This window comes from Myxococcus sp. MxC21-1, assembly GCF_032612255.1.
GTDB lineage: Bacteria > Myxococcota > Myxococcia > Myxococcales > Myxococcaceae > Myxococcus > Myxococcus virescens.
Genome location: NZ_CP123278.1, coordinates 237,580 through 259,263 on the forward strand (window position 1 = coordinate 237,580; position 21,684 = coordinate 259,263).

Annotated in this window: 15 protein-coding genes and 6 pseudogenes; 16 read left to right on the top strand and 5 right to left on the bottom strand. The window is 71.3% G+C overall.

Going from position 1 to position 21,684, the window contains the following annotated elements; translation table 11 throughout:
- The first annotated feature begins 364 nt into the window (after window positions 1–364).
- From QEG98_RS01085 to QEG98_RS01125, 9 genes and pseudogenes are all read left to right on the top strand, one after another.
- Window positions 365–2,824, top strand: coding sequence for a hypothetical protein (locus QEG98_RS01085; protein ID WP_316565418.1), 2,460 nt, complete (start codon window positions 365–367; stop codon window positions 2,822–2,824).
- A gap of 249 nt (window positions 2,825–3,073) precedes the next feature.
- A pseudogene (locus QEG98_RS41550) lies at window positions 3,074–3,475 on the top strand (serine/threonine protein kinase); the annotation flags it as partial.
- Complete coding sequence (locus tag QEG98_RS01095) at window positions 3,367–3,999, top strand: protein kinase domain-containing protein (protein WP_316565419.1); 633 nt, start codon at window positions 3,367–3,369, stop codon at window positions 3,997–3,999. The pseudogene QEG98_RS41550 and the gene QEG98_RS01095, both read left to right, overlap by 109 nt.
- 61 nt (window positions 4,000–4,060) lie before the next feature.
- On the top strand, window positions 4,061–5,401 hold the full coding sequence (locus QEG98_RS01100) for a sigma 54-interacting transcriptional regulator (RefSeq protein ID WP_316565420.1): 1,341 nt from the start codon (window positions 4,061–4,063) through the stop codon (window positions 5,399–5,401).
- A 23-nt stretch (window positions 5,402–5,424) separates the two neighbouring features.
- The gene (locus QEG98_RS01105) at window positions 5,425–6,501 is read left to right on the top strand and encodes a serine/threonine-protein kinase (RefSeq protein ID WP_316565421.1); all 1,077 of its coding nucleotides are present in this window, start codon (window positions 5,425–5,427) and stop codon (window positions 6,499–6,501) included.
- A gap of 29 nt (window positions 6,502–6,530) precedes the next feature.
- Window positions 6,531–6,905, top strand: a complete 375-nt coding sequence (locus QEG98_RS01110; RefSeq protein WP_316565422.1) for a PEGA domain-containing protein — start codon at window positions 6,531–6,533, stop codon at window positions 6,903–6,905.
- A gap of 4 nt (window positions 6,906–6,909) precedes the next feature.
- Window positions 6,910–7,638 (top strand): PEGA domain-containing protein, encoded by a 729-nt coding sequence (locus tag QEG98_RS01115; RefSeq protein ID WP_316565423.1) that lies wholly within the window; start codon window positions 6,910–6,912, stop codon window positions 7,636–7,638.
- The gene (locus tag QEG98_RS01120; protein WP_316565424.1) at window positions 7,611–7,784 is read left to right on the top strand and encodes a hypothetical protein; all 174 of its coding nucleotides are present in this window, start codon (window positions 7,611–7,613) and stop codon (window positions 7,782–7,784) included. The genes QEG98_RS01115 and QEG98_RS01120 overlap by 28 nt, the downstream gene beginning before the upstream one ends.
- 1 nt (window position 7,785) lies before the next feature.
- Window positions 7,786–8,877 (top strand): hypothetical protein, encoded by a 1,092-nt coding sequence (locus tag QEG98_RS01125; RefSeq protein WP_316565425.1) that lies wholly within the window; start codon window positions 7,786–7,788, stop codon window positions 8,875–8,877.
- A 21-nt stretch (window positions 8,878–8,898) separates the two neighbouring features.
- Here the strand turns inward: QEG98_RS01125 and QEG98_RS01130 are convergent.
- A pseudogene (locus tag QEG98_RS01130) lies at window positions 8,899–11,754 on the bottom strand (PAS domain S-box protein).
- 259 nt (window positions 11,755–12,013) lie between these two features.
- Between QEG98_RS01130 and QEG98_RS01135 the strand changes: the two are divergent.
- Window positions 12,014–13,675 carry a GAF domain-containing sensor histidine kinase gene (locus QEG98_RS01135; RefSeq protein WP_316565426.1) on the top strand — a complete coding sequence of 554 codons (1,662 nt, stop codon included), beginning with the start codon at window positions 12,014–12,016 and terminating at the stop codon, window positions 13,673–13,675.
- A 39-nt stretch (window positions 13,676–13,714) separates the two neighbouring features.
- Here QEG98_RS01135 and QEG98_RS01140 read toward each other — a convergent pair whose 3' ends face one another.
- The 3 genes and pseudogenes from QEG98_RS01140 to QEG98_RS01150 all read right to left on the bottom strand — a co-directional run bounded on the left by QEG98_RS01140 (window position 13,715) and on the right by QEG98_RS01150 (window position 16,815).
- Complete coding sequence (locus tag QEG98_RS01140; protein ID WP_410478101.1) at window positions 13,715–15,304, bottom strand: ATP-binding protein; 1,590 nt, start codon at window positions 15,302–15,304, stop codon at window positions 13,715–13,717.
- Window positions 15,304–16,260 (bottom strand): hypothetical protein, encoded by a 957-nt coding sequence (locus tag QEG98_RS01145; RefSeq protein WP_316565427.1) that lies wholly within the window; start codon window positions 16,258–16,260, stop codon window positions 15,304–15,306. Before QEG98_RS01145 ends, QEG98_RS01140 begins: the two co-directional genes overlap by 1 nt.
- 40 nt (window positions 16,261–16,300) lie before the next feature.
- Window positions 16,301–16,815 (bottom strand): annotated as a pseudogene (locus QEG98_RS01150) (GreA/GreB family elongation factor).
- 86 nt (window positions 16,816–16,901) lie between these two features.
- Here QEG98_RS01150 and QEG98_RS01155 point away from each other — a divergent pair.
- Window positions 16,902–17,183, top strand: a complete 282-nt coding sequence (locus tag QEG98_RS01155) for a rhodanese-like domain-containing protein (RefSeq protein WP_090490980.1) — start codon at window positions 16,902–16,904, stop codon at window positions 17,181–17,183.
- 262 nt (window positions 17,184–17,445) lie between these two features.
- Complete coding sequence (locus QEG98_RS01160) at window positions 17,446–18,153, top strand: DMT family transporter (RefSeq protein ID WP_316565428.1); 708 nt, start codon at window positions 17,446–17,448, stop codon at window positions 18,151–18,153.
- Window positions 18,154–18,178: 25 nt separating this feature from the next.
- Here QEG98_RS01160 and QEG98_RS01165 read toward each other — a convergent pair whose 3' ends face one another.
- Window positions 18,179–19,123, bottom strand: a complete 945-nt coding sequence (locus QEG98_RS01165; protein ID WP_316565429.1) for an alpha/beta hydrolase — start codon at window positions 19,121–19,123, stop codon at window positions 18,179–18,181.
- 295 nt (window positions 19,124–19,418) lie between these two features.
- On the opposite strand from QEG98_RS01165, the pseudogene QEG98_RS01170 reads away from it, so the two are divergent.
- The 4 genes and pseudogenes from QEG98_RS01170 to QEG98_RS01185 all read left to right on the top strand — a co-directional run bounded on the left by QEG98_RS01170 (window position 19,419) and on the right by QEG98_RS01185 (window position 21,680).
- Window positions 19,419–20,713: pseudogene (locus tag QEG98_RS01170) on the top strand (phytoene desaturase family protein).
- Between the two features lie 81 nt (window positions 20,714–20,794).
- Window positions 20,795–20,857, top strand: a pseudogene (locus QEG98_RS01175) (hypothetical protein); the annotation flags it as partial.
- Window positions 20,858–21,129: 272 nt separating this feature from the next.
- Window positions 21,130–21,180: pseudogene (locus QEG98_RS01180) on the top strand (hypothetical protein); the annotation flags it as partial.
- A 311-nt stretch (window positions 21,181–21,491) separates the two neighbouring features.
- Complete coding sequence (locus tag QEG98_RS01185) at window positions 21,492–21,680, top strand: hypothetical protein (protein WP_316565430.1); 189 nt, start codon at window positions 21,492–21,494, stop codon at window positions 21,678–21,680.
- Window positions 21,681–21,684: the final 4 nt, after the last annotated feature.

Below are 21,684 nucleotides of genomic sequence, written 5' to 3' on the forward strand. Positions count from 1 at the left end.
GCCTACAGCGCCAGTGGGCGCCGCTCGCCCTTTCGCGCACTTGGCGCGGGCCCGGGCCTTGCTTTGGAGACTGTCGAATCCCCAGCGAAAGGTACGCGCCCATGAGCGTTGGAGCGGCAGGAAGCGTCAATCGAGGCGGCATCAGCGAGCAGGAAGCAGCGGCGCGGAGGGCGGCGGAGGCGGCGCGGAAGGCGGCGGAGGCGGCGCAGAAGGCGGCGGAGGCGGCGCGGAAGGCCGCGGAGGCCGAGAAACTGGCGCAGGCCTCCTTCGAGTCAGGGGCTCCCGTCAGGCCGAGTTCGACAAGAGGCTGGGCACCGAGGCTCCGGCCACGTCGCTCCTCACGGAGAACACCCGGGATGGCCAGGTGAACTGCCTGGACGCCGCCGCCGCCTGGGCGGACAAAGCCACGCCTGAGCTGCGCGCGCGCTCGGAGATGGTCTTCCTCAAGGACACGCGCCCCGGCGCGGAGGGCGAGTCCGGCCACGTCGTCGTCCGCCAGGGAGAGCGGGTCTTCGACCCGACGACGAACACGTCCTATGCGTCGATGGAGACCTACAAGAAGGCGCAGCCGCAATACACGGAAGCGGGCGGCGTCTCCGCGACGCACCTCAAGCGCATCCTCGACGCCTCCCCAGGCTCGCCCGAGCGGGCCAACGCGCTCGAGAAGGCCAGGGTCTCCCCCGAGCTCCAGAAGATGATGGTGGCGGACCCGGAGAAGGCCTCGCCCGAGGACACGGCGCGCACGGACCTGGAGGCCCTGCGGTTGGATGCGCCGGACAAGCGCTACAGCGAGAAGTTCGACGGGCTGAAGGAGAAACTCCTGGCGAACAAGGACCCCGCCTACCAGAAGGAACTGCTCCGGCTCGCGCAGCCGTGGATCCAGAACAACATCTCGGACCTGTCGGGACGCTACGACCCCGCCCGACACAGGGCCCGGCAGTTCGCCGAACTGGCCAGTGGCCTGCCGGATGACCTCCAGAAGTCGCTCGCCAAGAGCGTCGCCGCGGGCATCAAGGGGGGCTCGGTTCCAAACGTCGACCTGGCGAAGACGGGGAAGTTCGACCTCCATCTCCTCCAGGCGCTGGGCCCCACCCAGGGAGAGGGCATGGCGCGGGAGCTCACGCAGCAGATGAAGACGATGCGCGAGCGCTTCAGCGCGGCGAAGGAGGCGGTGGAGGGCCTGAACAAGCAGCTCGCCGCACTGACCGTCGGCTTCGGTGGCGCGATGACGGCTGAGCAGCGCACCGAGGCCATCAATGCCTTCAAGAAGAGGCACGAGCAGGAGTATGGCGAGTTCGAGAGCGCCGCTCAGGGGCTGAGCAACGCCGTGGCAATCGCGGGCGACATCGCGAAGCCGGGAGACTACGTGCCGGGCGAGGTGTCGGAGAGCACGCACCTCAAGGAGGAGGCCAGGAACGTCGTGAAGGAACTGGGCGCCTTCGTCAACACCGACGCCGGGCAGAAGCTCATCGACGACGCGGTGAAGAAGCAGCGCATCGGCGAGCCCTCCTTCCTGGATGACCTCTCCGAGGTCCTAGATGACCAGAAGACGCTCAAGGAATTTGGCAAGGACATCCTGGGCGACATCAACAAGGGCCTGACATACGCGCTCTCCAAGTCCCTGGGCGCTCAGGCTCTCAGCGACGCGATGAGCGGTCGGACCGTGGACACCTCCGTCGCGCTCAAGACGTTCCGTGACGGGCTCGAGAAGAACGCCGCGCTCTTTGGCATCGACCCCGAGGAGGACCTCCCCTCCGTGCAGAAGGCCTTCGACTCCCTCCTGGAGGGAGAGGATGGCGCCATCGAGAAGTTCCAGACGACGCTCAAGGACTTGGAGCTTCAGCCTGCTGGCGCGGTGGGGCTCGCGGGGAGCGGAGCCCCCCTGAGGGGCCTGGCCGTCGTCGCCAGCCTCATCGGCGCGGCCAAGGACGGCACGGGCATCGCCAAGAGCCTGTCCGAGAAAGACGGGCCGCGCATCGATAAGAGCAAGCTGACCGGTCAGATCACCAAGCTCCTCGGCGACGGCACCTCGCTCTCGGGTGACGGCGGCGTGTTGGCCATCGACATCCTGAGAGCGGCCACCGGGCGAGACAAGATGTGGGGCGGGGCGCAGCGCGTGTTCAAGACGCTGGGGCCCGTGGGCGGGCTCATCGGTGCGGTGGGAGACGCCATCGGCGCGGCGCACGCGGCCAAGGACGGGAACAAGCTGGAGTTTGCGAGCAAGTCCATGTCCTCATTGGGCGGTGGGCTCCTGGCCGTCTCGGCGCTGTCCGGGGCTGTCCCCGTGGCGGGCCAGGTCATCGGGGGCTTGCTGTTCGCCGCGGGAACCGGCTTGAACATCTACTCGGCGATTCGCGACGACCGAGTGAAGGGGGAAGACACCAAGGCCTTCCTTGAGGCCGCGGGGATGCCGCCGAAGCTGGCGGAGAAGATCGGGGACCCGAAGAAGGCCGCGAAGGTGGGGCAGTTCCTCAGCCAACTCGCGGCGCGGAGGGACCTGTCGCCCGAGGCGCTGCAGGAGAAGCTGTCCCAGCTCAACGACATCCAGGTCGAGACCCTGGTCAAGGCCGCCGAGCACACGGAGATGGACCAGAACGGCTTCGTGGACAGCGACAAGGACGACGGCGCCTACCTGGACTCGGATGGCAACTCGATTCCCAAGGAGCGAGGAGATCCGAGGGCCATCAAGGACAAGCTCGGCAGCATGGATGACGCCATCAACTACCTGTGCCTGAACGCTGTCATCGTGGAGACGGACCTGGCGGGCAATCCGCGGACCAAGCTCTACCCCGCCGTCAACGTCCCCACCTACCTCACGCAGTAGCGCGCACGCGGGCGCCCGGTAACCCGCTGGTGCATGGACGGGCGCCTTCGCTCGCATATCGAACATTTCCTGAAATCCGCGGGTATGATGCGGGCGTGGCAGCGCATGGACAGCATCGAGCAGCGCGGGCCGTGCGCCTCCCGGGCCGTCGCGCCCGCGTCCACGGGGAGGGCCCGCGTCATGGCGCCCGATGCTGAACTGGGCATGTTCGGGCGGTACCAGTTGCGCTCACGTCTGGCGCGCGGCGGGATGGCGGAGTTGTTCCTCGCCGTGCTCCCCGGGCCCGAGGGCTTCGAGAAACCCGTGGTCATCAAGCGGATGCTGCCGCAGCTCGCCGCGCAGGAGTCCTACCGGCAGATGTTCGCGCAGGAGGCCCGGCTCATGGCCACCTTCGGGCACGGGCACGTCGTCTCCGCGTTGGATTATGGCGTGGAGCAGGGAAGCCCCTACCTGGTGCTGGAGTATGTGGACGGTGTGGACCTGGGGCGGGTCCTGGGCGCGCGGCGGGTGTTGCCGCCGCCGCTGGTTCGCTACGTGGGGCTGTGCCTGCTGCGTGCGCTGGAGCACGTCCATGGCTTGCGCGACCCTCGGGGCGAGCTGCTCGGCATCGTCCATCGGGACATCAGCCCGGCCAACGTGCTGCTCGGCCGCACCGGGGATGTGAAGCTGGCGGACTTCGGCATCGCCAAGGGCCTGCGGACGCCTTCGCACACCGCGCCGGCAGCACTCGCGGTCGGCTCCGGTACATGTCCCCCGAGCAGGTCCGGGGCGGACCGCTCGATGGCCGGGCGGACCTCTTCTCGCTCGCGGTGCTCCTCTACGAGGCGGCGGTGGGCCAGGGGCCGTTCTCCGCCGCCAATGACGCGCAGCTCCTTCTCGCCGTGCGTGATGCGCGGCTGGCGCCCACGGATGACCTGCGGCGCGCGTGCGGCCCCGCCCTGGCGGACGTGCTGCTCCAGGCCCTGCGGCCCCACCCCGCCGAACGCTACACCTCCGCTGACGAGATGGCGCGGGCGCTGGCGGCGGTGGATGGGGCAGGGGAGAGCGAGCAGCCGTGGCATGTGGCGGAGGTGGTGGCGGAGACGCTCGCCTCGGAGGGCCCCGCGCCCGGCGCTGTACGTGAGCGCGGTCCGTTCTCGGCGCTCCTGCGCGAGGGACTCGAGGACGAGCCATGAAGCGGCGGGGGAACCTGGCGCCGGGCCTGCTCCGCGCCGCGACAAGGGAATGAGCGCGAGCATGTCAGGGCATACCGAAGTCATCTCCACACAGGACACGACGGGCGGGCTCACGGTCCGGAGGGCGCGGCTCCAGGTCTCCGCGGGCCCCGACGCGGATGCGGAGGTCGCCTCGTCCTCCGAAAAGCTCACCATCGGCAGCGCGCCAGGGAACGACCTGGTGCTGAGCGATTCCACCGTGTCCCGCTTCCATGCCGAGCTCGTGAGGGAGCGCGGCGGCTACAGGCTGCGCGACCTGGAGAGCACCAACGGCACGCGGGTGGACCACGTCCGGATTACGGACGCGTATGTCGTGGATGGCTCCACGCTGACCTTTGGCAACACCGCGGTTCGCTTCTCGCTGGTGGCCGAGCAGGACGTGGTGCCGCTCCACCCGGAGCCGCGCTTCGGGCGGCTGGTCGGCGAGGGCGCGGTGATGCGGGCCTTGTTCGCGCGGCTCGCGCGGCTGGCCGTCACGGATGCCACCGTGCTCATCGAGGGCGAGAGCGGTACAGGTAAGGAACTGGTGGCCGAGGCGCTCCATCAGCAGAGCCCGCGTGTCTCCGGCCCCTTCGTGGTGGTGGACTGCGGCTCCATCCCGGCGGAGCTGGTGGAGAGCGAGCTCTTCGGCCATGAGAAGGGCGCCTTCACCGGCGCCACCCACGAGCGGCGCGGGGCCTTCGAGGCCGCTCGGGGCGGGACGCTCTTCCTCGACGAGATTGGCGAGCTTCCCCTGGCGGTGCAGCCCCGCCTGCTGCGCGCCCTGGAGCGCCGCCAGGTCAAGCGCGTGGGCGCGGATGCCTTCCGGTCCGTGGATGTGCGCTTCCTGGCGGCCACCCACCGGGACCTGCGCGCCGCCGTCAACCGAGGCGAGTTCCGGGAGGACCTGTACTTTCGTCTCGCCGTGGGCATGGTGCGCGTGCCCCCGCTGCGCTCCCGCTTGGATGACCTGCCGCTGCTGCTCCGGCACCTGTGGGAGGAGACCTTCCGCACGCTCGGACTGTCGCTGCGACCCTATGCGCCCCCGAGCCCGGAGACGCTGCGTCAGCTCATGTCGCTGCCCTGGCGCGGCAACGTGCGCGAGCTGCGCAACTTCGTGGAGCGCAGCGTGGCCATGTCCGGCGCGCTGGCGACCGCGTTCGTCCAGGGCTCACCCTCACCGTCCGCCGAGCCGGCCCTGCCCTCGGTGCGCGTGGATCTCCCTTACAAAGACGCGAAGGAGGCCTGGCTGGTCTACTTCGAGGAGACCTACCTGCGTCAGCGCCTGCGCACCGCCGGCGGCAATGTGAGTCAGATGGCGCGCGAAGCCGAGGTGGACCGGGCCCACGTCATCAAGCTCCTGCGCAAGCACGCGGTGCGCTGAGTCACCTGGGGAGCGAGGCGCGCGTGCTAGATTCCCTCATCACGATGCCGCGGTGCTCGAGGTGCCAGCGCGAGTATGGGGAGGGCATCATCTACTGTGCCCTGGATGGTGAGGCGCTGCTTCCGATGGTGCTCGAGGGCCGCTACCGGCTCCTGGCTCCACTGGGCGAGGGAGGCATGGGGGTGGTCTACCTGGCCGAGCACATGGGGCTGGGCAAGCGGGTGGCGGTGAAGGTGCTGCGGGGCGAGCTGTCGCGCGAGGTCACCTTCCGCCGGCGCTTCGAGCAGGAGGCCATTGCCGCCAGCCAGATTGGCCACGAGCACATCGTCGACGTGACGGACCTGGGGCGCACCCACGGCGGCGAGTACTTCTACGTGATGGAGTTGCTGGAGGGCCAGAGCCTGGGCGCGGTGCTCCGGCGTGAGCGCATGCTGCCGCTGGAGCGGGCCGTACGTATCCTCGCGCAGGTGTGCCGGGCGCTGGAGGCCGCTCACGCACGCGGCATCGTCCATCGCGACGTGAAGCCGCAGAACGTGATGCTGCTGTCGCGCGCGGCACAGCCGGACTTCGTCAAGGTGGTGGACTTCGGCATCTCCAAGGTGCGCAAGCTGGAGGGCGGAACCCTGACCGAAGCCGGCGCCATCCTGGGCACCGCGGGCTACATGGCGCCCGAGCAGGTCTCGGGAGGCGCGGTGGACGCCAAGGCGGACGTCTACGCCATGGGCGTGCTCACGTACGAGCTGCTCACCGGCACGACGCCATTCCGGGGGGAGAACGCCTTCGCCACCATGCTCCAGCATCTGGAAGCGACGGTGGAGCCTCCTGGCCAGAAGTTCCCGGAGCTGGGCCTGCCCGCGGCGCTGGATGAGCTGGTGTCGAGGGCGCTCGACAAGGCGCCCCACGCGCGCCCCTCCATGGCCCGCTTCCGCGAGGAATGGAGGCACTCGCCACGGGGCCCCGGCCTCGCGAGGAGCGGGCGACGGTGCGGGCCGCGAATGCCGCCCCTTCGCAGGAGGCGCGGCCGTCACCCGCCGCCATTCGTGACGCGCCGGCGCGCGAGCGCGTCTCCGTGGCACGGACGAGGTGGGGATGGGGCCTGACGGGCGGGGGCCTGAGCTTGCTCGTGGCCATGGCCGGGCTGCTCGCCAGCCGCGAGCCTTCAACGCCGGCTCGGGTGGCGGCGCCTTCATTGCCTGTCCAGACTCCATCGCTGGCTCCACCGCCGCTGCCTCGTGTTTCCATTGTCTCCAGCCCTCCAGGCGCCACGGTGACCGAGGCGGGCCGCGTGCTCGGGACGACGCCGCTGGAGCTGGACAGTCTGGTGGATGGCGGAGGGCCTTGGGTCCTCGTGCTGGAGGGGCACGCCCTCGCCTCCGTGGAGCGCCTTCCTCATGGCGGGCGGGTGGAGGTGACGCTGCGGAAGCTGCCCGCGTCGCATGTCCCGAAGCTGCCCTCTCCCGAGCCGAAGAAGGTTCGGGACCTCAAGCCCAATCCCTTTCATTGAGACGATGATGGTTCGTCACCACGCAGCCCTCTCTCCCATCCTCCTCGCGCTGCTGCTGGTCCTGACCGGCATGGACGCACTCGCGGCCGATGCCGCCGCTCGGACCGCCGCACGCCGCGCCTTCGAGCGTGGAGCCCGTCTCTACCAGCAGGCCCGCTATGCCGATGCCGCAGCCTCCTTCGAGGAGGCGTATGCGCGGCTGCCCAACGGGGTGGTCCTCTACAACCTCGGCCAGTGCTACGAGAAGCTCGATGCGCCGGACAAGGCGCTGAGCGCCTATCGCGAATACCTGCGGCTCGTGCCCAAGGCGGTGGACCGGGAGGGGGTCGAGCGCCGCATCGCCCACCTCGAAACCCAGCTCGAGGCCGCGCGCCGGCCGTTGGTGACCGTCAACAGCGAGCCCTCGGGGGCCCAGGTGCTCCTGGATGGTCAGGCCCGGGGGCGGACGCCCTGGAGCGCGCCCGTGGAGGTGGGCAGCCACGCGCTCGAGCTGACCTTGCCGGACCACCTGCCGCTGAAGCGTGGCCTGGAGGTGCGTGAGGGCGAGCCCGTCCAGATGCATCTGGTGCTCGCTCCCGTGCCCGTGCTGGCGCCGAGGGCGCCTGCTGGCGTCGTGGAGGACGCGCCCTCGCGGGGGCGTCCCTGGACGTGGGTGGCCGCCGGGACGGCCGGGGCGCGGCGGCCGCGGCGGTGGTGCTTGGGGTCATGGCGCGCGCCGACGCCCGGGAGTTGACGTCGCGTCCGCACGAGCGGGCCGAGGTCCAGCGGCTGCGCGACTCGGCGAGCGGAAAGGCGCGGGCGTCGAATGTCCTCTATGGCGTGGCGGGCATGGCGGCGGCGGTGGGCGTCACCTTCTTCTTCGTCGAGGGGAGCTTCTGACATGCGCGCGGTCTGGATGATGCTGGGCGTGTTGTGGCTGGGGTGCTCCGTTCAGCTCACGGGGGCGCCGTGTCTGGACGACCTGAACTGCCTGGAAGCGGAACACTGCGGGCCGGAGTCGGTGTGCGTGAAGGGCGCCCGGACGGCACAGATGCTGGGGGAGTCCTGCCACGCGGCGATGCGGAGCATCGCGGCCCGCGTGAGCGAGTGCCTCAGTGGCTCCGTGGAGGACGTCATCAAGGTGATTGGCCCCACCGACGTCTGCCGGTCGGTGGAGGCGAGCGTGGCGGCGGGGCGGCAGGTGTTCCGGCCCGAGGCGTTTGGTGCCTGCGTGCGCTACCTCCGGCAGGACAGGCCCTGTGGAGAGCTGAGCCTCGAGATGCTCGCACAGGGCTCGCTGCTGGAGGGCTGTGAGGCCTTCGCGCCCCAGGTCGCGAAGGGAGGTGCGTGTGGCAACTCCGCCGACTGCCAGGACGGGTGGTGCAGCGCCACGGAGGCGTGCCCCGGTGTGTGCCGCCCGTTCATCCCTTTCGGCGAGGCGTGTGCTGCCTCCGGGGACCCGTGTCAGAGGGGCTCGTCCTGCGAGGGAGACATCTGCCGCCGCTACGTGGGAGAGGGCGAGCGCTGCGGTCTGGGGGGACAGTGTGAGCTGGACTCCAACACGTATTGCCACGACGGGAGGTGCGTCAAACGCAGGACGGAGGGCGCTTGCGAGGAAGATGAGCAGTGCTCGCTCCGGTACCGATGCGTGAAGACCCACCCCGAGTTGGGCGGCAGCTCTCCCAAGGAGTGCCGGCCCGTGAAGGCGCCGGAGGAGGCGTGCGAGCCGGACGTCGGAGGCTGTGAGCTGTTCTCCTATTGCGACAGGGGGACCCGGCGCTGTCGCTCATGGCCGGGCCTTGGCGCTCAATGTGGCAACCTCAGCGATACGGGCGAGTTCGTCTTCTGTCTGGAGAGCCGCTGCGACCCCTTCCGTCTCAACCCCGTGTGCGAGGGCTTCGCTCCCGTGGGAGGATGGTGCATGACGAGCGTGGAGTGTGGTCCTTCCAAGGCCTGCCGGGACCGCCGCTGTGTTCCCCAGTGGTGTGGATGAGCCCCTGGAGCAGTGCGCCGCTCAGGCGTCGTGCGCCGGCTGTCGCTGCCGGACGAGCTCCTCCACCACGCCGCGGACACGGGCTTCGTCGAAGGGCTTCTCCAGCAGCAGGTTGGGGATGCTGGCCAGGAAGTCCCGTGCGCCCGAGGTGAACGCGCCACCGGAGACGAACACGAAGCGGTGCTCCAGCCCCGCGTACTCGCGCCGCACGGCATCGTACACGTCGCGCCCCGTCAGGTCCGGCATCATCACGTCGCACAGCACCGCGTCCGGTTTCAGCCCGCGCTCCAGCAGCTCCAGCGCCGGCGCCCGCTGCACGCCACGTCCACCTGGTGCTCGCGGAGGATGCGCTGCAACACCCGGCCCACCGCGGGCTCGTCATCCACCACCAGCACCCGGCCGCGCGGCGCGCGCGGTGCTTGTCGCGAATCAGGCTCCGAGGGCTTCGCGCGCTCCACCGTCTCCGGCGTGGGCAGCACCACCCGGAAGAGGGTGCCTCGCTCCGGCTCGCTGTCCACGGTGATGTCGCCGCCCAGCCCGCTGATGATGCTGTGGCAGATGGACAGGCCCAGCCCCGTGCCCACGCCCACCGGCTTGGTGGTGAAGAAGGGGTCGAAGATGCGGTCGATGACCTCACGCGCGATGCCCACGCCCGTGTCCGCCACCTCCACCACCACGCGCCCGGCGCCGTCCACCCGCGTGGCCAGCCGGATTTCGTGCCGGTGCGCGGCGCCCTCCGGAATGGCCTGCGCCGCGTTCACCACGAGGTTGAGGAACACCGGCTGAGCTTGCCCTCGTTGGCCATGACGGGCGGGATGTCGCCGTAGTCGCGCCGCAGCTGCGCGCGGTGGCGGATTTCGTTGGCCGCCATCATCGCCACCGACTCCAGCACCGCGTGCACGTCCAGCGGCGACACGCGCTCCTCGTCCGGCCGGGAGAACGTCTTGAGCTGGCGGACAATCTGTCGCACGCGCTCGGCGCCTTCACAGGCCTCTTGCAGCACCTCCTGCCATTCCCCCAGGTCCGGCTCGCCCTTGAGCCGCGCCTGGAGCGCCGCCGCGCCGTCCCCGGGCGGCAGGCTGCGGCTGAACTCGTCGGACAGGAAGCCCAGGTTGGACAGCACGAAGGCCAGCGGGTTGTTGATTTCGTGCGCGATGCCCGCCGCCAGCGTGCCTACCGACGCCAGCCGGTCCGCCAGCGTCAGCCGCGCCTGGAGCTGGCGCTGCTCCGTCACGTCGCGGGCAATGGACACCACCGCGGGCTGGCCGTCGAAGCGCAGCGGCAACGACACCACCTCCGCCACGCGGGTGCGCCCGTCCCTGCGCACCAGCCGCCGCTCGCCGGTGAGCGCGCCGGCCCGCACCGCGTCCGGGCTGCGCATGTCCCGCACGAACTCCGTGAGGGGGCGGCCCACCAGCTGGTCCGCGCGCTCGAAGCCCAGCGTGGCCACCAGCGCCGCGTTGGCGTAGACAATCTGGTTGTCCCGTTCGATGGCCGCCGCGTCCGGCACGCCCTCCAGCAGCGCGCGGAAGCTCGCCTCCGACAACCGCAGGGCTTCTTCCGCCTGCCGGCGCTCGGTGATGTCGCGCGCCGGCCCTCCACCGCCACCATGCGTCCGGAGGCGTCCGTCACCGGCGCCACCACGTGCTCCAGCCACAGCGTCCGCCCGTCGGGGTGGAGGAAGCGCACCACCACCGGCGCGCCCTGGAAGGGCTCCGGCGCTTCCAGCAACTGCTCCATCAGCGCGCGGTCCTCCTCGTGCACGCGCCGGTACCACAGCTCCGCGTCCGCATAGTGCGCCACCGGCCCGTAGCCCAGCTTGGTGTGGGCCACGCGGCTGACGTAGGCGAAGCCGCGCGGGGCCTCGCGCCGGTACACATAGAGGACGTCCGACGCGTTCTCCGCCAGCTGACGGAAGCGCCGCTCGCGCTCGCGCAGCGCCCGCTCTGATTCGCGCCGCTCCAGCGCCATGGAGATGGCGCCCGCCGCCGCCGACAGCAGGTCCACCTCCAGCCGGTCCCACCGCCGCGCCTCCGCGGTGTTGTCGAAGCCCACGAACCCCGTCAGCACGCCGCGCACGCGCAGAGGCAGCACCAGCAGGGACAGGATGCCCTGCGGGTCCAGCAGCTCCCGCTCCGACGCGGGGAAGCTCTCCACCAGGCCCTCGATGACGTCGCCCCGTGACAGCGTCTCCGTCCAGCGCCGCAGCGCGGGCTCCATGGGCACGTTCTGGAGGTCCGGGTTGTCTATTTCGGGCTTCACGCCGGGCGCGCACCACTCCGCGCGCTGGCTGCTCAGGATGGCGCCGTCCTGTGCCCGGTGCAGCTCGAACACGTAGACGCGGCTGGCGCCCGACGCGTGGCCCAGCGGCGCCAGCGCGGGCCCGTAGAGGTCGCCGCCATCCTGCGTGGCCAGCAGCCGCTGCTGCATGTCCACCAGCGCGGTGAGGTAGCGCTCGCGCCGCGCCAGCGCTCCGTCCGCCGCCTTGCGCTCGGTGAAGTCGTTGAGCGTGCCCGCCGTGCCCAGGATGCCGCCGTCGTCGTCGTGCATCAGCCGGGCGAACACCTCCACCCAGCGGTAGCTCCCGTCGCGCGTGAGGTAGCGCATCTCATGGCGCACGAACTCCACTTCCCCCGCGAACAGCTTCTGGAGCGGCTCCGGGTCGCGCTCCCGGTCATCCGGGTGGAGGAACTCCGAGAAGGAGCGGCCCAGGCTCTCCTCCACGCTGAAGCCGGTGATGTCCGTCCAGGCCGGGTTGAGGAAGGTCCACGTCCCCGCCAGGTCTGTCTGGAACACCACTTCCCGCAGGCTGTCGATGACGCCTCGGTAACGGTGTTCGTTGGAGGTCCAGTCAGGCGTGGAGTGCGGCTTCTGCATGATGGAACTCGAGAAAGTGGGCCGCGCGGGTGGACGCAAGGTCACCCGAATGCGCTACAAAGGGACAGAGAATCTGGATTTCCGGGCAGGCAAGCAAGGGGGCTTCGATGACCCTGGCAGGCGCGGGATGGGGACGGCGCCCCTTCTGCTGTTCTGTGGAAACACGGAGGCTGCCCTTCGTCCGGGGAAGGAGACATGCCTCCATGTTGCCTCTGCTCGCGGGAAGTCCCTCATGGCCTCTGGAAGCGCCCCGCTTTCGATGACGCATCTGGACTCCGAAGAGGCGGACGCCCTGCTGAAGGAGGGCGTTCTCCGGTTGCTGCTCGAGCAGGCGGGCGAGGCGCTCGTGTTGGTGGATGTCACCGGGCGTGTGCTCGCCTTCAACATGGAGGCTGGGCGTCAGTTCCGCATGAGCCGGCCCGAACGCGCCGAGCAGGGTTGGTTGCCCGGTTGTGTATGGACGCGTGCGGAGGATGCGTCCATGTCGGTGGAGGTGCCGCCCCTGGCGCGCGCGCTCACGGGTGAGTGGGTGGCGGAGGCTCGCTGGCGGGTGCGCCGGCCGGATGGGACGCACGTCCTGCTGCGCGCCTCCGCGGTGCCGCTGGAGCACGACGCGGGCCCGACGGCTGGAGCGCTGCTGCGCGCATGTGAAGTGGCCTCGGCCGTGGGGCTGGACGCGGTGGGCTCGGCGCGGCTGCTGGCGGAGGCCGGTGCGCTGCTGGGCGCCGCGTTCGACGATGAGGCCGCGCCGCGGTTGCTCCGTTTGCTGGTGCCCGCGCTCGCGGACGCGGCGGTGCTGTACCTGGGCCAGCCCGGCGGGCCGCCGCGCCCGGTGACGGCGCTGCACGCCGAGCCGGAGCGCCATGGCCTGCTGGAGGAGATGCTGCGCTGCTACCCATTGCCGCCCGAGCGCGTGCTGCCGTTGTTCGGCACGGGCCAGTCGGAGCGGTTGCGGGTGACGGAGGCCCACGTGGAGGCCGCCGCGCGGGACGCGGAGCACGCGCGGCTGCTGCGGGGGCTGGGCCTGCGCTGCTACCTGGGCGTGCCGCTGGTGGCGCGCGAGCGCGTCATCGGCACGCTGGCCCTCTTCCGCGCGGATGAAGCCCGTGACTTCAGCGCGGAGGAGCTGCGGCTGGCGGAGGAGGTGGCCCGCCGCACCGCGCTCTCCGTGGACAACGCGCAGCTCCTCCAGGAGGCGCGCGAGGCGGTGCGCCTGCGCGACGAGTTCCTGGGAATCGCCAGCCACGAGCTGAAGACGCCGCTGACGCCGCTGCACCTCAAGGTGCAATTGCTGCAGAAGCAGGTGGATGGGATGGCGGCCCACAACCAGCCGGTGTCCGCCGAGCGCGTGTCGGAGACGCTGGAGGTGGTGCAGCGGCAGGTGCGCAAGCTGACGAGCCTGGTGGACAACCTGCTCGACGTGTCGCGAATCACCGCGGGCCGCCTGCGGCTGGAAGTGGAGGAGATGGACCTGGCCAGCGTGGCGGCGGAAATCCTCTACCGCTTCGCGCCCTCCGCCTCGCAGCTGAAGTGTGAGCTGGAGCTGCACGCGCCGGCGCCCGTCATGGGCCGGTGGGACCGGCTGCGGCTGGAGCAGGTGGTGACCAACCTGCTGTCCAACGCGCTGAAGTACGGCGCGGGCCACCCCGTGCGCGTGGTGGTGGAGGCGGAGGGGCTCACCGCCCGCCTGACGGTGCGCGACGGCGGCATCGGCATCTCCGCGGAGGATTTGCCGCGCATCTTCGAGCGCTTCGAGCGTGCGGTGAGTGACAGGCACTACGGCGGCCTGGGCCTGGGGCTCTACATCACCCGGCAGATTGTGGAGGCCTTCGGCGGCACGGTGCGCGCCACCAGCGAGCCGGGGCGGGGCTCCTCTTCGTGCTGGAGCTGCCGCGCGGCGACATCCCCGAGGAGTGGCTGACGGCGCACGGCGCGCCGGAGCCGTCGTCGTCCTGACGCGCTAGGCCGCGCTCGCGGAGGCCGCGGGCTCGGTGTGGCGGGGCAGCCGTACGTGGAAGCTGCTGCCGCGCTGGGGCCCCGGGCTCTCCGCCCAGATGGCGCCGCCGTGTCGCTCCACGATTTCGCGGCAGATGAAGAGGCCCAGCCCCAGTCCGCCGAAGTGGCGCGCCTGGGCGTTGGACGCGCGCGCGAAGGGCCGGAACAGGTCCGCCACGTTCTCCGGAGGGATGCCGATGCCCTCGTCGCGCACGCTCAGCAGCACGTGCGTCTCCGCGGCCTCCAATGACAGGCGCACCGCGCCGCCGTGGGGTGAATAGCGCACGGCGTTGCTGACCAGATTGGTGAGCACCTGCTCCAGCCGCAGCGCGTCCCAGTCGCCCTCCACCGGGTGGGCGGGGACGTCCAACTCGAAGGTGACGCCGGACTCGGTGCGCAGCTCGAAGCGCTCCAGCACCTCGCGCAGCAAGGGGACCAGGTCCAGGCGCTTGCGCTCCAGCTCCAGCCGCCCGCCCTGGATGCGCGCGGTGTCCAGCAGGTCATCCACCAGCCGCGTCAGCCGCTCCGTCTGCCGGGCCATGGAGCGCAGCGCCTTGAGCAGCCGCTCGCGCTCCGGGAAGTCTCCGCTCTTCTCCAACCGCTGGAGGGTGAGCGCGGCGAAGCCCTTGAGCGGGGTGAGCGGCGTGCGCAGCTCGTGGCTGGCCACGCTGAGGAACTCCTCGCGCGCGCGCACCGCCTCCTTCAGCTCCGTCTGCGTGGCGCCCGTGCGGGCCGCCATCTCGTTGAAGCCGCGGGCCAGCTCGCCCAGCTCGTCGTCCTCCTCCACGTCCACGCGCTGTGACCAGTCGCCCGCGGTCAGCGCGGCGGTGGCGGAGCGCAGATGGTCCAGGCGGCGGATGACGTCGCGGGCAACCAGCTGCGACAGCAGCAGGGCCATGAGGACACCCAGCAGCACCAGCCCCACCACTGCGGCGCTCATGCGCGTAATCGCCGCGTAGGCCACCACCAGCTCCTGCGTCACCAGCACGCTCCACTCCGTGCCTTCCACGGGGGCCTCGGCGGCGAGCATGCGGCGGTCCGCCGCGTCGAAGGCCTCCAGCACGCCGATGCCGGGACGCAGCAGCTCCAGGCTGAGCGCGTCCGGCAGGTGGGCTTCGCCCAGCAGCGGCGCGCCGGGCGCGGTGTCGCGCAGCACCTTGAGGCCGCGCCGGTCCAACACCTGCACGCGGAAGCGCCGCGACGCGGGCGTGGTGGCCTGGCTCAGGCGCTCCAGGGACAGCAGGCCCACCAGCATGCCCCGCACCTCGCCGTCCTCGCGGAAGGGCTGCGTCACCGCGACCAGGGGCTGGCCGGGCGGACGGATGAAGGGCGGAGACACCTCGGCGCCCCGGGTGAAGGCCGGGGGCAGGAAGTCGCGCGGCTCCAGGTTCCACCCCTCCACGCTGGGAGACGCGGCCAGGATGTGGCCCTGGGTGTCCACCGCGAGCGCCGCGTCGAAGGCGCGCTCCTGGGCCACCAGGTTGACCAGGTAGGGCTCCAGCCGCTCCGGCGCGGCCTCGGCGAAGGCGGCGCGGAAGCCCGGGGACTCCAGCATCAGCGCCAGGGACTCGCCCGCGTCGTCCAGGTAGCGCCGCAGGAAGTCGGCCTCGCCCGCGGCGGCGCGCTGCGTGTCGTCGCGCACCTGCTGTTCAATCGCGTTCTGCGCCAGGTACGCCGCCAGCCCGCCCAGCGCCAGCAGCGGCACCAGCCCCGCGAAGGCCAGCCCGCGCAGCAGCTTCCACCCCACCGTGCGAGGCGCGCGCGGCCGCCAGTCCAGGGCCTGCGCGACACAGGCCAGGGTGAGCACCGCATACACGCTGGCGCCCAGCCATGAAGCCCCCGGCCCAGCGCGTACGCGAGCAGGGCGAAGGGCACCGCCAGCCCGCCCATGAACAGGGCCGGCAGCCGGCGGTGGATTCGGTGGGAAGGCAGCAGCAGGCCTACGCCGCACACGGCGAAGAGCAGGCCCACCAGGGGCCGGAGGGGCGCGAGGTGGGCGTAGACGGAGAGCGGGAAGCGCTCGGGCACCACCAGCATGGCCACGCCGAACGCCGCGCCGGTGAGCGCCGCGAAGGTGCGCAGCACGGGCCGCTGGCGCATGGCGGGCCAGGCCTCCAGCACCACGCCGCCGAAGAGCACCGGGTAGAGGACGATGCCCGTGAAGCTGCCCGGCAGGACGTTGAGCACCCACCAGTACAGCGCCATGGCCGCGCCCAGCAGCAGGCGCCCCGTGACGTCCAGCCAGCGCGGCGCGCGCGGGTACAGCAGCGCGCCCATCAGCATGATGCTGCCCGTCAGGTACGTGAGGCCCAGCATGCGCACATACGGGTAGAGCGGCCGGAAGGAGGCCACCCGGAACTCGTACGGGACGTACGTCATCAGCACGCCGAACATCAGGCCCACGACGGCGGCGGGCCAGGTGAGCGGCAGGTGGGCCGGTGGGAGCAGCGCCTGGATTTGCGGTGAAGGCGAAGAAGACATCTTTGCGGATTCACGCGCGACGGGCGCCATGGGTGCTAGTGCCCCCCGGGCTTTCGTCGAAGGCTCGACATCACGCGACCTCGAGCACCGTCCACTCGCGGACCTCGCCCGCGAGCATCACTTCCACGGTATCTCCCGCCTTTCGGCCCATGAGGGCGCGCCCCACGGGGGAGGCGGGGGTGATGACGGACAGGAAGCCGTCACCGCCCGGCCCCGTCAGCTCGGTGCCGGCGCCCGCGGGCAGGACGAAGAAGGTCCGCTCGGAGAAGCCCTCCTCGTCCTCGGTGCTGACGTCCACGATGGCGCCCAGCGCCACCGGCCCCTGCCGGGGGAAACGTGGGAACTCCGCCTGACCGAACTTCGTCAGCGCCTGGAGCTCTTCCTGGACCCGGCGGGCCCGCTGGGCCGGCCGGTGGCGAGGCTGCCGAACTCCAGGGCGGCGCGGCCGTCCTCTTTCTTCTCGGACTCCGTGGCCAGACTGCGGGCGGCCTCGCGGGCCTCCGCCTCGGCGCGGTGGGCCAGCCGGTCGCTCTGCTGGAGGCGGTCCGCGAGCTGGCCCAGGAGTGCATGCTTGTCGAGTCGCATGGGTGGTACAGAACTGTAGCGTCCATGGCGGACACCTCCAGTTTTCGGCCAGTCGCCCCCCGCCCGCTCGGGCTTAGAGTGGGGGCATGACACCCCAGGAACTCTCGGAGAAGGCCCGGCAGCTCGTCGCCGAAGGCGCGGTGCTGCTGGATGTGCGCACGCCGCAGGAATTTCAGGAAGGGCACCCCGAGCCCGCCCGGAACATCCCCGTGCAGGAGCTGCCCCGCCGGCTGGCCGAGGTGGGCCCGCCCGGCACGCGCGTGGTGGTGTACTGCGCCGCCGGTGGCCGCAGCGCCCAGGCCGTGCAGTTGCTTCACGCCAACGGCTTCCCGGACGTCTTCGACCTCAAGTCCGTGAAGAACTGGTAGCCAACCGGGGGCAGGTGACACGGGCGTCCGGTTGGAGCAGGGTTCGCCCTCCGGCCATGAGCCGCACGGCTGGCTTCCTCATCGTGGCGTTGTCGGGCGTGTGTTTCGGCGCGCTGGGCCTCTTTGGCCGCATGGCCTATGCGGCGGGCACGGACGTGGCCACGCTGCTCTTCCTTCGCTTCTCCATCGCGGGGGCGGTGCTCGCCGGTGTCATGGTGCTGCGCCGCCAGCGGTGGCCCCGGGGTGGGGTGCTGGGGGCCTGGTGCTGCTGGGCGCCGCCGGGTACTTCAGCCAGTCCGGGGCCTACTTCTTCGCCCTGCAGCACGCACCCGCGGGGCTGGTGGCCCTGCTGCTCTACTCCTTCCCCGCGCTGGTGGCGCTGGTGCAGCGTGTCGTCTTCAAGGAGCACCTGGGCCGGGTGAAGTGGCTGGCGGTGGTCCTGTCGGTGGGCGGCACGGTGCTGACAGCCGACCTGTCCCAGGGCGGCGCCACGCTGCCGGGCGTGCTGCTGGGCCTGCTGTCCGCGCTGTTCTACACCGTCTACGTCGTCGCCAGCGGCCGGGTATCCGGTCGGGCGGGGCCGCTGGCCTCCAGCACCGTCATCCTCTGCTCGGCCGGTTTCTCCTTCGGCGTGGCCATGCTGGTGCGTGGCCCTGCCTTCCCCGGCTCCGTCACGGGCTGGGCCGCGGTGGTGGGGCTGGCGCTGGTGGCCACGGTGGCCGCGGTGCTCCTCTTCTTCGTGGGCATCCAGCGCATTGGCCCGGTGAACACGTCGCTGGTGTCCAACCTGGAGCCCCTGACGGCGGTGGTGCTGGGGGCGCTCTTCCTGGACGAGCAGCTCACCCCGCGCCAGGTCCTGGGAGGCGTTCTCATCCTCGGGGCCGCGGTGATGCTGGCCCGCGCCGATGTGCCCCGCGCCTCCCCGGAGCCGCCCGCGGGAGGCGGTGCTCCGGGGGCGGTGCCCGGTTAGTCCCGGGCACGCGACTTCCTCCGTCCTACCAGCGCGTCACTTCGCGCAGGAAGCGGTGCACGTCCTGGTTGAAGCGCCGCGGCTGCTCCGCGTGGGGCGCGTGGCCGGTGTTCGGGTACAGCTTGAACTCGGCGTCCGGCAGGGCGTCCACCAGCGCCTGCTGGTCCTCGACGGAGAAGAAGCCGTCCTGGTCTCCGCCAATGACGAGCACCGGCACGCGGATGTGGTTCAGCCGCGCCGAGTGGTCCTCCGCGAGCAGGCCGTCCAGCGCGTCCTGCCACACCCGTGCGGGCACCTTGCCGCTCTCCGACACCATCGTGTTGATGTACGACGCCGGAACAGGGCGCACGAAGGTGCTCTCCTGGAACGCGCGGATGAACTCCGGATCCACCGTGCCCTCGAACGTGTCCACGATGGACTTCAGCTCCAGCGCCACCGGGTTGCCGGCGACGGTGGGCGCCGAGCCGACGAGCACCAGTCCCTTCACGCGCCGCGGGAAATCCAACGCCACCTGCTGCGCGATGAAGCTGCCCATGGAGTGGCCGACGAGGATGGCGCTGCGCTCGCCCACCGCTTCCAGGAAGGCATCCACGTCTGCGGCGAAGGACTGCTGCGTGTAGCAGCACGCCGGGCGCGTCGAATCCCCGTGGCCGCGCTGGTCCAGCACGTAGACGTGGTGGTCGCGCGGGAAGGTGCGCAGGTTCAGGTCCCACGTGTGGTTGGAATCCGAAAAGCCGTGGAGGAACACCACCGCGGGGCCCAGCGGCAGGCCCTGCTCCACGTAGCGCAGCGTCACGCCGGTGCGCAGGCGGACGGAGCGCTCACGGGGCGTGCCGAACAGCTCCTGCTCGGTGGAGGCCACCTCGGCGCCCTCGGGTGCCAGTCGCAGGTCATTCGAGTCGGACTCCGGCGCGGGACCACAGGCGGCGAGAACGGGAAGAGCGAGCAGGGCGGCGAGGAGCTTTCTCATGCGTGAATGCCTCGAGGCTCTCCGGCGGGAAAGTCCGCCGGTGCATGGAGAAGTCTACGACTACCTCTGACATCGCCTCGCTGTAGGTGACTTGCGGGGTGGGTGCGCACCCGTTTTTCAGAGCTGAGAGCCAGCGGGAACCCGCTCAAAACGCACCGTGGACGGAAGGTTCTCGCGCGGGCGTCGCGTCTGTCACGGCCGTGCAACACGGGCCCGCGTAACCTTTCGGCCGCCGCCTTCGTGGTGTCGCTGAATGCCCGGCGTTTCACCGGGCCATTTCGGTGGAGGACGGCACATGAAGGCACCTCGAGTGGCGGTCATCGGCGGAGGACTGGGTGGCCTGTCGGCGGCGGCGCTGCTGGCGCGGGGCGGTTGCGCGGTGACGCTCTTCGAACGCTCGAAGCACCTGGGAGGCCGGGGACAGACGTCGGACGTGGAGGGCTTCCGCTTCAACCTCGGGGCTCACGCGCTGTACCAGGGGGGCGCGGGGATGCGCGTGCTTGGCGAACTGGGCGTGAAGCCCCCGGGTGGCATGCCCGGCGCGGGCTCGTATCTGCTGAGTGGCGGACGCCTGCACACGATGCCGCGCGGGCTGGTCTCCATGCTGACCACGGATGCGCTGGGGCTGCCGGGGAAGCTGGAGCTCGCGAAGCTGCTCGCGGGGCTGGGACGCGTGGACCTGGCGCCGCTGGCGAACATCACCACGCGCGACTGGGTGGAGCAGCACCTGACGAACGCGGACGCCCGCGCCTTCATCCTGGCGCTGGTGCGGGTGATGACCTACTGCGCGGACGTGGACGCGATGAGCGCCCAGTCCGCCGTCGCCCAGCTCCAGGCGAAGCCGGCCGTGCTCTACGTGGACGGCGGGTGGAGCACGCTGGTCTCCGAGTTGGAGACAAGCGCGCGCGATGCGGGCACGCGGCTGGAGCTCTCCGCGCGGGTGAGCGCGGTCCTGCTGGCGGAGGCGGGCTCGCGCGTTCGGGGCGTGCGGCTCGCGGATGGGACGGAGCACGCGGCGGACGCGGTGGTGGTGGCGGGCGGGCCGGGTGACATCGCGGCGCTGCTGCCCGCTGACGCGCTCCTGGCGCACGACGCGGCCCGCGCCGTGCCGGTGAAGGCGGCCACGCTGGAGCTGGGGCTGTCCCGGTTGCCCCGTCCGGACGCGCTGTTCGCGCTCGGTACGGATGGCCCCTGGTACGCGTCGGTGCACTCCGCGGTGGCGAAGCTGGCGCCGGAAGGCGGCGCGATGGTGCATGTGATGCAATACCTGGGCGGCAGGGGCCCGGAGGCGAGCGAGGCCCGCTTGGAGAAAGTGATGGATGCGCTGCAACCCGGCTGGCGGGCGTCCGTGGTGGCGCGCCGTTACCGGCCCTCCCTGCTGGTGTCGCACTGGCTGCCGACGGCGCGGACGGGGGCCTGTGCGGACGCCCCTCGGTGGAGGTGCCGCATGTGCCTGGGTTGTATCGCGTGGGAGATTGGGTGGGGCCGGAGGGCTTGCTCGCGGAGGCGTCCTTCGCCAGCGCGGAGTCGGTGGCGCGCGCGCTCGTCCCGAGCCAGCAGGTGGCGTCACACCGGGCAGTGGGGCGCTGACGCATGGACCGCTCCGCGCGCGAAGGACTGGCGCAGGCCGTGCGTGAGCACGAGCGCTTCCTGTGGGGGCTCTGCTACCGCATGACGGGCGTGTCGGCGGACGCGGAGGACCTGGTGCAGGAGACCTTCGCGCGCGCCCTGGCCTCGCCGCCCGCGCGAACGGAGGCGCTGCGTCCCTGGCTGACGCGGGTGGCGGTGAACCGGCCCGGGACACGTTGCGGCGGCGCAAGCGCGAGGGCTACGTGGGACCCTGGCTGCCCTCGCCGCTGGACACGGGAGAGGAGGAACTGCCGCCCCCTGGCGTGGAGGCGCGGCTGCCGGGAGGCGGCTCCACGGAGGGTCGCTACGCGCTGCTGGAGAGTGTCTCCTTCGCCTTCCTGCTCGCGCTGGAGGCGCTGTCTCCCAAGCAGCGGGCGGTGCTGCTCCTGCGCGACGTGTTCGACTACTCGGTGCGCGAGGTGGCCGAGGCGCTGAACCTGCGCGAGTCCAACGTGAAGGTGGTGCACCACCGCGCGCGGGCGGCGATGGCGGCGTACGACCGCGCCCGCTGCCTGCCGACGCGGGAGTTCCAGGCGCGCGCCCGCGCCGCGCTGGAGGGCTTCCTGGGCGCGCTGCTGACGGGGGACGTGGCGGCGGCGGAGGCGCTGCTCGCCGGCGACGTGTGCGCGCTGTCGGACGGCGGTGGCCAGTACCGCGCCGCGCGCGTGCCAGTGCTTGGACAATCGCGCGTGCTGCTGCTCTACCGGCGGCTGATGGAGATGCGGGGGCGCCCTCCGCCGTGGAGCTGCGGATGCTCAACGGCCTGCCGGCGGTGGTGGCCGTGTTTCCTCCGCCCCAACGCGACCCGCAGGCGGGCACCCAGATGGTGGTCCGCGTGGAGCTGGCGGCGGACGGGCGAATCACCCAGGTCCACTCCATCCTCGCGGACCGCAAGCTCGCCGGGCTGCGCATGCCCGTGCCCGCCTGAGCGC

Bases quoted from the DNA above. Each gene is read 5' to 3' on its own strand.
- QEG98_RS01145 (WP_316565427.1), bottom strand. From the start codon at position 16,260: ATGGCGCCCGTCGCGCGTGAATCCGCAAAGATGTCTTCTTCGCCTTCA.
- QEG98_RS01125 (WP_316565425.1), top strand. From the start codon at position 7,786: ATGCGCGCGGTCTGGATGATGCTGGGCGTGTTGTGGCTGGGGTGCTCC.
- QEG98_RS01110 (WP_316565422.1), top strand. From the start codon at position 6,531: ATGGCCGGGCTGCTCGCCAGCCGCGAGCCTTCAACGCCGGCTCGGGTG.
- QEG98_RS01115 (WP_316565423.1), top strand. From the start codon at position 6,910: ATGATGGTTCGTCACCACGCAGCCCTCTCTCCCATCCTCCTCGCGCTG.
- QEG98_RS01140 (WP_410478101.1), bottom strand. From the start codon at position 15,304: ATGCTGGAGTCCCCGGGCTTCCGCGCCGCCTTCGCCGAGGCCGCGCCG.
- QEG98_RS01165 (WP_316565429.1), bottom strand. From the start codon at position 19,123: ATGAGAAAGCTCCTCGCCGCCCTGCTCGCTCTTCCCGTTCTCGCCGCC.
- QEG98_RS01135 (WP_316565426.1), top strand. From the start codon at position 12,014: ATGACGCATCTGGACTCCGAAGAGGCGGACGCCCTGCTGAAGGAGGGC.
- QEG98_RS01155 (WP_090490980.1), top strand. From the start codon at position 16,902: ATGACACCCCAGGAACTCTCGGAGAAGGCCCGGCAGCTCGTCGCCGAA.
- QEG98_RS01120 (WP_316565424.1), top strand. From the start codon at position 7,611: ATGGCGCGCGCCGACGCCCGGGAGTTGACGTCGCGTCCGCACGAGCGG.
- QEG98_RS01100 (WP_316565420.1), top strand. From the start codon at position 4,061: ATGTCAGGGCATACCGAAGTCATCTCCACACAGGACACGACGGGCGGG.